The organism is Microcystis sp. M090S1 (genome assembly GCF_020246295.1).
Lineage (GTDB): Bacteria > Cyanobacteriota > Cyanobacteriia > Cyanobacteriales > Microcystaceae > Microcystis > Microcystis aeruginosa.
In genome coordinates, this window is the sequence record NZ_JADBTF010000490.1 from 1 (window position 1) to 11,331 (window position 11,331).

Annotated in this window: 8 protein-coding genes and 2 pseudogenes; 1 reads left to right on the forward strand and 9 read right to left on the reverse strand. The window is 50.1% G+C overall.

The genetic code is table 11. The annotated features are described in order from the left end of the window. Positions 1–467: 467 nt before the first annotated feature. The 8 genes and pseudogenes from IM477_RS21600 to IM477_RS21640 form a co-directional block, all read right to left on the reverse strand. Positions 468–1,184, reverse strand: coding sequence for a cadmium resistance transporter (locus IM477_RS21600; RefSeq protein WP_287733405.1), 717 nt, complete (start codon positions 1,182–1,184; stop codon positions 468–470). Between the two features lie 167 nt (positions 1,185–1,351). Further along, entirely contained in the window at positions 1,352–2,443 is a 1,092-nt protein-coding gene (gene cax / locus IM477_RS21605) for a calcium/proton exchanger (RefSeq protein WP_287733406.1), read from the reverse strand. A 72-nt stretch (positions 2,444–2,515) separates the two neighbouring features. After that, entirely contained in the window at positions 2,516–3,313 is a 798-nt protein-coding gene (gene pstB / locus IM477_RS21610; protein WP_287733407.1) for a phosphate ABC transporter ATP-binding protein PstB, read from the reverse strand. 139 nt (positions 3,314–3,452) lie between these two features. Next, entirely contained in the window at positions 3,453–4,343 is an 891-nt protein-coding gene (pstA, locus tag IM477_RS21615; RefSeq protein WP_287733408.1) for a phosphate ABC transporter permease PstA, read from the reverse strand. A gap of 6 nt (positions 4,344–4,349) precedes the next feature. Continuing rightward, a pseudogene (gene pstC, locus IM477_RS23250) lies at positions 4,350–5,383 on the reverse strand (phosphate ABC transporter permease subunit PstC). A gap of 20 nt (positions 5,384–5,403) precedes the next feature. Beyond that, complete coding sequence (locus IM477_RS21630) at positions 5,404–6,402, reverse strand: PstS family phosphate ABC transporter substrate-binding protein (RefSeq protein ID WP_147071477.1); 999 nt, start codon at positions 6,400–6,402, stop codon at positions 5,404–5,406. Between the two features lie 20 nt (positions 6,403–6,422). Then, positions 6,423–7,496, reverse strand: coding sequence for a sulfate ABC transporter substrate-binding protein (locus IM477_RS21635; protein ID WP_287733411.1), 1,074 nt, complete (start codon positions 7,494–7,496; stop codon positions 6,423–6,425). 108 nt (positions 7,497–7,604) lie between these two features. Then, positions 7,605–8,279 carry a cadmium resistance transporter gene (locus IM477_RS21640; RefSeq protein WP_287733412.1) on the reverse strand — a complete coding sequence of 225 codons (675 nt, stop codon included), beginning with the start codon at positions 8,277–8,279 and terminating at the stop codon, positions 7,605–7,607. A 216-nt stretch (positions 8,280–8,495) separates the two neighbouring features. Here IM477_RS21640 and IM477_RS21645 point away from each other — a divergent pair, with 216 nt between their 5' ends. Beyond that, entirely contained in the window at positions 8,496–9,734 is a 1,239-nt protein-coding gene (locus IM477_RS21645; protein WP_287733413.1) for a sulfonate ABC transporter substrate-binding protein, read from the forward strand. Between the two features lie 453 nt (positions 9,735–10,187). On the opposite strand, the pseudogene IM477_RS21650 reads toward IM477_RS21645, so the two are convergent. Continuing rightward, positions 10,188–11,191: pseudogene (locus tag IM477_RS21650) on the reverse strand (sigma-70 family RNA polymerase sigma factor); the annotation flags it as partial. Between the last annotated feature and the right edge of the window lie 140 nt (positions 11,192–11,331).

The window sequence follows — 11,331 nt, forward strand, 5'->3', positions numbered from 1 at the left end:
AGGGGCGAAGCATTCGGATAGGAAATCTACGGTTTCAGCGATAGGTTATGCCCGAATGCTTCGCCCCTACAGGACGCGGGCCGATGAAGATGTAAGGTTTTGAAACATGATTCTCTCAAAATCTTGCACCTGTGGGAGCGAAAAAAGACCCTAAGACCCTTACCTAGTCTATATTTCACATTTATTCAGCCAGCCCTATTTAGGGTTTGCGGCAAAAAGTTTGTTGGTGGGGTTAGGAGTCGGTCGTCAGTAGCCGGTCGTCAGTATTCAGGAGTTTCAGGCTTTGTTGCCCTCTTTTTTTGTACCAGTTTATGTACTAAAAGAAGGATGATGCCAGGTTTTTGATTGCACTAACATCGGATTTTAACAGGTCAAAAGCCTTATTTTAAAAGGGTTTTACCATTATTCAGCCAACCCTAATTACCCTCTTGGGATGTGATGATTCTGCCTTGGAAATAAATGGTACTTTATTTTTTTGCAAGTTCCTTACTGCGACCGACGATCGCCCAGAGATAGCTAATTGCTAAGGCCAAAAACGCGAGGGAAATACTTTCTTTGACGATAAAAATACCCAGACCGATCAGCACACAGGGAACGAAGGTACTTCCCTGACTGGTTAGAATAGTGGCGATGGTCGGCACGCTGGTCAACCCGTAGGCGAACGCAAAGCGCTCGCTACGCGAGAACGCACACCAAACCCCCACCAGAATCAAAAACACGCTGACGATAACGATCAGACTTGTTACGCTACTACTGGCGAAAAGGGGAACGTAAATGCCGATATTATCGCTGCCGTTGGCGACGGTCAACGCAGCCACGCTATAGGTGCGCGGGTCAAACCAACGGCCGAGGGGGGAATGTTTCGCACCCTCTAGGTTGACTTCGACATTCTCCGGCTCTTCCTCCTTCTCCTCTTCTTTGAGAAGGGAAAAGATGCCGAGAATCACAGGAACGAGGCCTAGATAGCGAATCCATTGAGTAGGGATGAGAAAGCAACCGAAAAATCCCGCTAAACTGGCAATAACAAGCAGACTAAAGCCGATATACTGACCGATGACGATATCGCGATGACGGAAGAGTTTCCCAGTTTGGCTGAAGAGAATCGTCAGGATCAATATATCGTCGAGGTTGGTGGCGACGAATGCCGCTACACCGGTAGATATCGCAATCACAATCTCGATCATCGTTTTTTTCCTTAAGATGGCCGTCGGGTTTTTCCGTTCGTTAAACCTTAACCATGGCAGGGGAAACCGAAATATTCGGCGTTCGGCTTTTCCTTCAAAGGTTCTGGAACGGGAGAATTTTACTACCTATCCCGATCGAGAAACTGTATTTCGCACGACCGATCGCCCTAGGCCGCTGCGGGATGGAAAAAGAAAGCGAGGGCGATCACCGCGTAGGTCGCGACGAGTAATATACCCTCTAGCCAGTTCGAGCGACCGTCGTTACTGATCGAGTTAGTCAGCCACACCGCGACGGCGACGGCGACCAATTCAAACGGATCAAAATCGAGAGCCATCGGCTGACCGAGGAAATAACCCGCGATTACGAGAACCGGCGCGACAAAAAGTGCGATTTGCAGACTCGAACCCACCGTCACGGAAACCGCCAGATCCATTTTGTCTTTTAAGGCGACCCTAACCGCGGTGGCGTGTTCGGCCGCGTTGCCGATAATTGGCAGCAGGATCACCCCCGTGAAAAGGGTCGTTAATCCTAATTTATGCGTGGCTTCCTCTAGGGTATTAACTAACAATTCCGATTCGACCGCCACACCGAGCGTCACGAGCAGTAATATCCCCACCCAGAGCCAGAGATTCGGCTTTTTTACGCTTACCGCTTCCCCCGACTCTTGATCGAGATCTGCGTCCCCCACCTCGTAAAGATAGGTATGGGTCTTCATCGAAAACAGCAGACTCAGACCATACACAAAAATTAATACCGCCGCCACCGTTACCGAGAGACGCTGTAGGACGCTCTCCTCGATTGCGGCGGAGGTGTATTGAACGGTCGTGGGTAGGAGGATCGCTGCCACGGCGAGATTCATCGACGAGGAATTTAAACGGGCGGTCACGGGCTGGAATTTCTGTTCTTTATAGCGTAAGCCGCCGAAAAACATCGACAAGCCCGTTACCAGCAGCAGATTCCCGATAATTGAACCAGTAATCGTCGCTTTCACCACCTCGATCAAACCTTCTTCGAGGGCGGCGTAGGCGAGAATTAATTCGGTGGCGTTGCCGAAGGTGGCGTTCATTAAACCGCCAAGATTGGGACCGACCACGACGGCGATTTCCTCGGTCGCTTTTCCCATGTAAGCGGCCAGGGGAACAATCGCTAGACAGGCACTCAGGAAAACGATCGTCACGTCCCAACGCAGGAAATTCCAGGCGATCGAGATCGGGACAAAAACCAACAAAATAGCGAAAATCCAGTCCTTTCTATTCATAGCAATGGGTGTCTCGGCATAAAACCGCGCACGGTTGTGAAAAACAGACTATCGGCTTTTTTTCTGTTTCAATTACCCAAATCGCCCGCTAATATACTCCCGGGCCTCGTCGGTTTGCGGATTACCGAACATAACTTCCGTGGGGCTGAATTCGACTAATTTTCCCCGGCGTTTCCCGGACCGATCGGTTTCGGTGTTAAAAAACGCCGTCCAGTCGGCGATCCGCGATGCCTGCTGCATATTGTGGGTGACGGTGATGATCGTGTAACTTTCCTTCAGTTGTAGGCACAATTCCTCCACCTGACGGGTAGAGATGGGATCGAGGGCCGAACAGGGTTCATCCATCAATAAAACATCCGGCTTCATCGCAATCGCACGGGCGATACAGAGACGCTGTTGTTGTCCCCCCGATAGTGCCGTTCCTTTTTCTTTCAGTTTGTCCTTTACTTCCTCCCAGATCGCCGCCTGCCGCAGGGAATACTCGACCAATTCCTCAAGATTTCCCTGATAACCGTTGGTTCGGGGTGCGTAGGCGATATTCTCGTAAATGCTCTTGGGAAAAGGGTTCGGACGTTGGAAAACCATCCCCACCTGTCGCCGTAACTTGACCGCGTTGACCTGCGGATCGTAAATATTCTGATTTCGGTAAAGTAGTTTTCCCTCCACCTTGGCGCCGGGGATCAGATCATTCATTCGGTTAAAGCAGCGCAAAAGGGTACTTTTCCCGCAACCGGACGGCCCGATAAAGGCGATGATTTTTCGCGCGGGAATTTTAATATGAACGTCCACAAGAGAGAGAAACCCGTTATAAAAAACTTTGACTCCTTCTGCGTCGAAAACACTGTGATCTGGGTTAAGGTGGGTAGTCATGGCAAAAATTCTCCTGATCGTTTATTAAAGATCGATGGTTTTTTTAGAGGGGAGGGTTTGCAAACCCTCCCGTACTGGAGAAGTGGGGAGTGCAGGAGTAGGGAAGGTTATGTATCTACCCCCTTGCCCGCTGCCTTCCCTAATTCAGTGTCGAATAACGTTGACGTAGATAGATGGCGATGGCGTTGAGGGCGAGAATTAACAGGATCAGAACGATAATCGCGGCCGCCGCCGCATTGGCGAAACCGGGTTCGGGACGGGTGATATAGCTGAAAATTTGAATCGGTAGTGCCATAAAGCGTTCGAATAAACCAGGATCGAAAGTGAGGAAACTAACCGCGCCGACGACCATTAAAGAAGCCGCGTCCCCGATCGCCCGCGACACGGAGATAATCACCCCCGTGAGAATCCCCGGCACCGCGTAGGGTAAAACATGGTGTTGGATCGTCTGCCATTTGGTACTGCCTAGACCGTAGGAGGCTTGGCGTAGGGAATCGGGAACCGCCCGGATCGCCTCCCGCGCCGTGACGATAATCACCGGCAGCGAGAGAAGCGCAAGGGTTAACGCGCCGGAAATCAGCGTCGGGCCAAAATTGAGCAGATAGTTAAAAACCGCTAATCCTAATAAGCCGTAGACGATCGAGGGAACCCCGGCCAGATTGCCGATATTCACCTCGATCAGTGCCGTCCACCAAGTTTTCGGGGCGTATTCCTCTAGATACAAAGCCGACCCGACCCCGATCGGCACCGCCACGAGAAGCACGATAATTCCCAGATAGAAACTACCGATGATCGCCGGACGGATACCGCCCCTTTCCGGGAAACGGGAAGGCGTTTCCGTGAGGAATCCGGGGGTTAAGAGTCGTCCGAGTCCATCGTGGGCGATATTCAACACCAACAGCGCCAGAACGAACAAACCGATCAGTAAACCGAAGAGGAAAAGATACTCGCAGAATTTGCCGATCGCCTCGCGGCGTTCGAGATGGTCGATAAATTCAACGGTATCGGATTTGACAGAGGATTTAACCATGGGAAATCAATCGTATTTTTCTTTAAAACGGTGGGATATCCAGTAACTGGCTAGATTCAGCACCAGCGTGATCAGAAAAAGCACTGCGCCGACCGCGTAGAGGGTTTTAAAACTGAGACTGCCGCGGGGCGCATCTCCCCCGGAAATCTCGGCCATAAAAGCGGTCATCGTGGCGATCGACTCGAAGGGATTGAGGGTAAGCCGGGGTTGCGAGCCGGCGGCGATCAACACCGTCATCGTTTCCCCCACCGCCCGGGACATTCCCAGAATAATCGAGGCCATGATCCCGGAGAGGGCGGCGGGGAGAACCACTTTAAAAATCGTTTCCAGCTTGGTAATTCCTAGCGCGTAGGAACCCTCGCGCAGGGAACGGGGAACCGCTCGGATCGCGTCTAAACTAATCGATCCCACCGTGGGAGTGATCATGATCCCCATCATTAACCCGGCGCTGAGGGCGTTAAAAATCTCGACGGGGAAAAGATTCCGCAAAGTGGGCGTGACCACCAGTAGGGCGAAGTAAGCTAAACGGCGCTTAACCTGCATGATCCAACAGCTATAACCCTTTTGGAGTCTATATCGGTGATCCGAAGTAAAAGCCGTTTAGCTTACCCGTACACCACCGTGGGAATCCCGGCGAGAAGTTCCACCGCGGGGCGTAAAATCGCCGCTAGGTTCGGTTTTGCGTATTCGGCGAGGTAGATCGCGGAAGATAGGCCTAAAGGAACCGCGACGGACATAGCGATGGCTGTGGTTAAAAATGTCCCGTTAATTAGCGGCCAGATGCCGAAATGAGGGGTGGCGAACAGTGGAGTCCAACGGGTATCGAGAAAGAATTGGGCGAAAGATACCTCTTGAAAAAATCCCCAGGTTTCGCTAAAAATAATCGCCACGATGCCGATCGTCGTCGCCACGGAAACGAAAGCGCAAGCGAAGAGAATGACCGCGATCATCTTCTCTTGAATATCGTCGCCGGGGTGCTTGAGGAGCGAATTATCTGCCGGCAAAAAAGAATTATCGAAAGAACTCGGGGTTAAGGTCATGGTTTGACAAAATTCCTTTTTTAGATAAAGTTCGTGATCGGTTCTCCCGGTTTAGCTTTGCCGAATTTCGATCCCGTTTCCCCGCGCTCGAATTTCCGCAGGGTTTTGACGTAGGCCTCATCTGGTAAAGCGACGTAACCCACGCCATCGACCCATTTCCAGGAATTTTCTAAATAGAAGCGCACGAATTTTTCTAGGGATGGATTCGTTTTTAAATTATTCTTGTTGACGTAGATAAACAGGGGACGGGAAAGGGGATTATAGACATTGCGGAGAACGTTATCGATGGGGACCGGTTTGACGCATTTTCCTTCATTATTTTCGATCGCCACCAAGTTCAATCGATCTTGGTTCTGCATATAGAAAGAGATGCCTAAATACGCAAGCGCGGATGGATTGCCGATCACCCCCTGCACGAGCGCGTTTTGATTGCGGTTCGGGGTGAAATCGGTACGGCTATTTCTCCGTTTTCCCGTAATCGCTTGGGTGAAATAATCGAAGGTTCCCGTATCGGAAGGCGGGGCGAAAAGTAATAATCTCTCGTCGGGAAATTTGGGATTAATCTGTTTCCAACTGGTAATCCTGCCCTCCGCTTTCGTGTTCCACATTTTATCGAGTTCTTTAATCGTTAAACACTTGGCGAATTGATTTTTTTTATTGACGATCACCGCCAATCCGTCGATCGCCATCGGTAATTCCAGAAATTCCACACCGTTTTCCCGACATTTCTCGATCTCTTCTTTCCGGATCACCCGCGATGCCCCGGCAATGTCGAGATTTCCGGCGCAGAACTTACTAAAACCGCCCCCGGTTCCACTGGTGGCGACGCTTACCCGCGCTTCGGGATGGATTCTCTGATATTCTTCGGCAACGGCGAGGGAGAGGGCGAAACCCACCGCACCACCGTCGATCGAGACTGGCGCTTCTTTCTCGGCCGAGTCGGCCGGGCGACCGCAACCGGCGATCAAATTACTGGCCATCAGAAGGGAGATTAGGAAAAAATAATGAGAGAATTTCATAGATTAAAGCGGGAAAAATGTTAGGAAGCCGACTGGTTCTTAATTTGCTCGAAGATGCCTTTATCGGCGAGAAATTCTGTTTGGATCAACGTCCAGCCGCCGAGATCTTGGGCGTTGAAAAGAGTTTCGATCGGCGGGAATTGTAATCCTTCATCCTTGGCCACGAAGGGATTGACCGAGCGATAGCCTAATTTGGCCAATTCCTGTTGTGCCGGCTCGGAATAGAGGAAATTCACAAAGGCCTCGGCCACCTCTCGCGTGCCGTGTTTATCGACATTTCTATCCACCACCGCCACGGGATTATCGATCGAGATATTGACCGGGGGGACTAAGTAATTGGTATCTGGTTGATTTCTTGCCGCTAGAATTACCTCGTTTTCGTAGGTGACTAAAACATCCCCCTTTCCTTCTTGGAAAAAGGCATTGCTGGCTTCCCGCGCGTCCCTGGCTAGGGTGGGAATCTTTTGATAGACCTGGCGGACAAAATCCCATGCCTGTTCCGGTTCGCCCCCCGTTTGCGTCACCGAACCCCAGAGGGCTAATAACTGCCAAATAGCGATCCCGGAAGTTTTCGGATCGGCGGATAGAACCGTAACGTCCTCTCTAGCCAGATCCGCCCAAGATTGAATCTTTTTCGGATTTCCCGCCCGCGTGACGATCGCCGCCACCGAGTGACTCACCACCCCCCTTCTCGGAACCCGATCTTCCCAACCGCGATTAATCAGGCCGGCTTGAGATATCCGCATCACGTCGAGGGGAAGGGCGAGATGTACCACGTCCGCCTCTTGTTTCCCGGCGATCACGTCATCGGCCTGGGCCAGGGAGCCGCCGTAACTGCGCTCGAAAATGACTTTTTGGTTTCTCTCTTTCCGCCATTTCTCGACGAATTTCGGGATAATCTGGTCGTGGGCGGCTTTCGTGACCGAGAAGGAAACGAGATTTAATTTCACCTCCGGTTTCGAGGCGATTCCCCCGCAGGAGGCGAGGGCGAGACTTGCCAACAGTCCCACTAACAGGAAGGAAAGGAAGCTCCTCCCCGATAAGGAACGAAAGGGACGAAACAGCGATCGAATTGACAACAGTGATACATTCATCGGGATTTTCTCGATAAGGTTGATCTAAACCAACTAATTTTTATTCTCTCTTCCTGACTTCTGACTCCCGTGGGAGCCGGAGATTGGCGATTTTTACGGGGGCCTAATTTACCCGGTGGGAATCAACAGGCGATAGGAGCCGTTATCGAGAATAATCCGTAGGCCCAACCACATCAGCACAAAAGGGAAAAGCTTACTCGCATAACGGCTGAGGACAACCGCGATCCCCGGTTGGCGGGTTAGATTATAGGAGAGAAATAACCAAGTACAGACGATTAGATAGCAGATCGGGATGATTACGGCTAACTGCGCCACGGTACTATTGGCGAATAGGGGAATGTAGATACCGAGATTATTGCCGCCATTGGATATCGTGACCGCGGAAACTTTATAGGTTTGGCGATCTCTGAGGACTTGACCGAGGGATAGTCTGCGGGAGGCGAATCCGTGAAATCGGGCGTTTCTTCGCAAATTCACCTTGCGATCTGCGGTTTCCCTCTCGTTATCGCGATTTAACGTCAGTAAATTTCTCACACCGATGAGGATCGGCAAGATTCCGAGAAGACCGATATAAATCGGCGGGATGATTAAGCCGAGTAGAAAACCCAGCAAGCCAACCGATACTAAGGCCGTAAACCCGACTAGCTCGCCGACGACAACGTGAACCGGGCGAAAGGTACGATTTACCTCGCTAAAGAAGCCGGTTAGATAAATATTGTCGTCGAAGGTGGTGGCTATGCCGGTGGCCACCGCGATTTTGACGATTTCGATCAACCAATCCATCCATACTACCTCGATCTCTCAAATGCGGGCGCAATTTCATTTTAAAACCATATCATTTTCAATACATTTATAAATGTACTTTGTTACACAATCGAGGAGTCGTGGATTTTTATAGTATGTAGATAAAACTAATGGAACCTCTCCCGATCGAGTTGGGAAACCCTTCTCTCTTGTCTCCTTTCCCGATAATAAATCTTGTTTTCTGCGAGAAATCCCATGCTCCACCGTTCGATCAAGTGTCTCTGGAAACCGTGGCGAAATTGGCGGGCAGTTCTTCCCGCAGTGCTTTTTTTGACCAGCCTCGTCGGGAGCTTTCTCCTGGCTGGATTTTCCGACACGATCGCCGTCGGTCAAAATTCTCGATCCGATAACCCGATTCTGAACCTCGTCGATAGCTTTAAATTCCCCCGGAATACGACTCCCCGACTATTGGAAACCGTGGGATTATTTATCGCTGGAATTCTCTTCTGTATCGCGATCAATCGCTGGTTCAAGCACTCGACCCCCTCCGATATCACTCCCCTCGCCAAACAAGCGCGGCGGTTAGGAATCCTCAAGATCGGCTATCCCGAGGGCATGACCAATCTGGAAGTTCTCCGCGCCCAGGCCTTTCTGGAAAGACGCTTAAAACCCTTTGGGGTGACGGTAACGTGGACGAGTTTTCTGGCCGCTTCCTCTCTGATCGAGGCCTTGAGCAACGGAACGATCGACTTCTGCGGTGGTGGCGGTACGGCGAGTATTTTCTCCCAAGCGGCGGAACACGTCTTCGTCCGGGTAGCCAAGGAAAAATATACCGCCCCGAAAGGTCAGGCGATTCTCGTACCGGAGGATTCGCCAATAGAGACGTTGGCGGATTTAAAAGGCAAAAGAATCGCCTTCGATCGAGGTTCGAGCGCCCATTATGTCCTCATCCGCGCCCTGATGAGAGTGAATCTAGAATTAAGCGATATCGAACCGGTGTATGCGACTCAACCGGAAGCACTGGTGCTTTTTCGTCGCGGTGAGATCGACGCTTGGGTGGTCTGGGTTCCCTACTCGCCCACCGAGACGCGCACCTATCCGGGAAGATCGGTGGCCGATCTAGAGAGTATATTCGGGGAAAACGCCTCTCTAGAAGTGCCGACCTATTATTATGCGGTTCCCGAATTGGTGCGGGATTATCCCGATGTACTGAAGGTGATTTTAGAAGAGGTGAACGAGGCGGGCGCGTGGGCGAAACAACAGGAGTTAGAGGCGACGAGACGCTTGGCAGCTCACCACGAGCTCGATCCGGCGATCGTCAATAATCTCGAACAACGGGCCTCTGAACGTGCCATTATCCCGATCGACGATCGCTCTCTGGCGGCCCTACAACACCAAGCTCATATCTTCCGAGACCTGAAGCTGATCCCCCATCGGGTCAAGGTACGCGACGGAACCTACACCCTACAGACGAAACAAAATTGGACATATTAATACTAAATCCGTTGAGTATAGGCTACATATCAGGATAGGCAAGAGGCAAGAGGCAAGAGGCAAAAGGAGGAATAAATAATCAGTTTTTAATAACAGGATTTAGGATAAATCCTGTTTAAAAGGTATAGGGGAGTGGGGAGCGCCAGAGCAGGGAGAAACAATCCATGACTTGGGAGTTAATCACAGTATTAAAAACGGATTTGGTATCATCAAATCCTTATTCTCGGTGAGTTAAAATCTCCTAAAAAATAGGGAGTATTTTCAGATCACTGATTATACTAAATCCGTTGAGTATAGGCTACATATCAGGATAGGCAAGAGGCAATAGGCAATAGGCAAGAGGCAAAAGGAGGAGTAAATAATCAGTTTTTAATAACAGGATTTAGTATTACTGTTCACTGAAAATACTCCCCACACCCTGCCCCCAGGAAAAACTTTTTCCACATACCCTAACTAACTCAACGCTTCAAAATAATCGCGAATTTGATTATGTAGCTGGGATTGACGCAGTTTTTGCAAAGCTTTCAACTCAATTTGTCGTACCCTTTCCCGGGATAATTCCAAAGTGCGACCGATATCGGCTAAAGAATGGGATTGACCATCGAGAAAACCATAGCGCAATTCAATCACTTGTCGTTCGCGAGTGGTTAAATCTGCCAATAGTTCTCTGATATCTCTTTGCAAAGATTCATAGACAAAATGATTTTCTGAAGACACTGCTTCGATTTCCAAAAGGTCTAATAATTCCGTATCTTTTTCCTTACCCACTTTTATTTCTAAGGAAACCGAACGCGGCACTGTCATCAACAATTCCCGCACAGCTTCAGGAGTCAGAGCTAACTCTTGGGCAATTTCCTCTACGGTCGCAGTGCGACCGCGCATTTGCGAGATTTTCCGTTGTGCCTTCTTAATTCTGTTGAGTTTTTCGGTAATATGAACCGGTAAGCGAATAATCTGGCTTTTCGTTGCGATCTCGCGTAGCGAGCGCGTTGCGACCGCTCTTGTCATTCCTTGACGGATCCACCAGTAGGCATAGGTACTAAAACGATAGCCTTTGGTGGGATCAAATTTCTTGACGGCGCGTTCTAAACCCAGGGTTCCCTCTTGAATCAAATCCAATAATTCTAAACCGCGATTCTGATATTTTTTGGCCACCGACACCACCAGACGTAAATTGGCCTTGATCATCTGTTCTTTGGCACGGGTACCAAGGGCAATAATTTCTTCTAATTCCCCCACTTCTAAGCCCGCTAGGTGCGCCCAACGCTGTTTCCCTGCTTTTAAAGCATTTTTAACTCAGACACCCTGATTTGGGCGGTTTTTGCCCAGCGTTCTAGGGAGGGACGATGGGCTAATTGAGCGGTTAGCTGATCGCGCACCTCAATTAACTTGACAAATTGCTGTACTTGTGCATCACCTTGTTTAACGGCGGCGGCGCATAATTTCAGTAAAGACAGTTGACATCCTCACCGCCGTAAACGGACGGTGATTCCCAAACCTCACGATTTAGGTTTCTGCTTCTTTCCCGAAGGATTTTTCGCACCTGCCTTAACAGATTTACTCTGTTCTGGTCTTATGGTCGCTCTACAGACTGACA

Coding starts and splice junctions, on each gene's coding strand:
- IM477_RS21600 (WP_287733405.1), bottom strand. CDS start 1,184: ATGATCGAGATTGTGATTGCGATATCTACCGGTGTAGCGGCATTCGTC.
- IM477_RS21640 (WP_287733412.1), bottom strand. CDS start 8,279: ATGGATTGGTTGATCGAAATCGTCAAAATCGCGGTGGCCACCGGCATA.
- cax (WP_287733406.1), bottom strand. CDS start 2,443: ATGAATAGAAAGGACTGGATTTTCGCTATTTTGTTGGTTTTTGTCCCG.
- pstA (WP_287733408.1), bottom strand. CDS start 4,343: ATGGTTAAATCCTCTGTCAAATCCGATACCGTTGAATTTATCGACCAT.
- IM477_RS21635 (WP_287733411.1), bottom strand. CDS start 7,496: ATGAATGTATCACTGTTGTCAATTCGATCGCTGTTTCGTCCCTTTCGT.
- IM477_RS21645 (WP_287733413.1), top strand. CDS start 8,496: ATGCTCCACCGTTCGATCAAGTGTCTCTGGAAACCGTGGCGAAATTGG.
- pstB (WP_287733407.1), bottom strand. CDS start 3,313: ATGACTACCCACCTTAACCCAGATCACAGTGTTTTCGACGCAGAAGGA.
- IM477_RS21630 (WP_147071477.1), bottom strand. CDS start 6,402: ATGAAATTCTCTCATTATTTTTTCCTAATCTCCCTTCTGATGGCCAGT.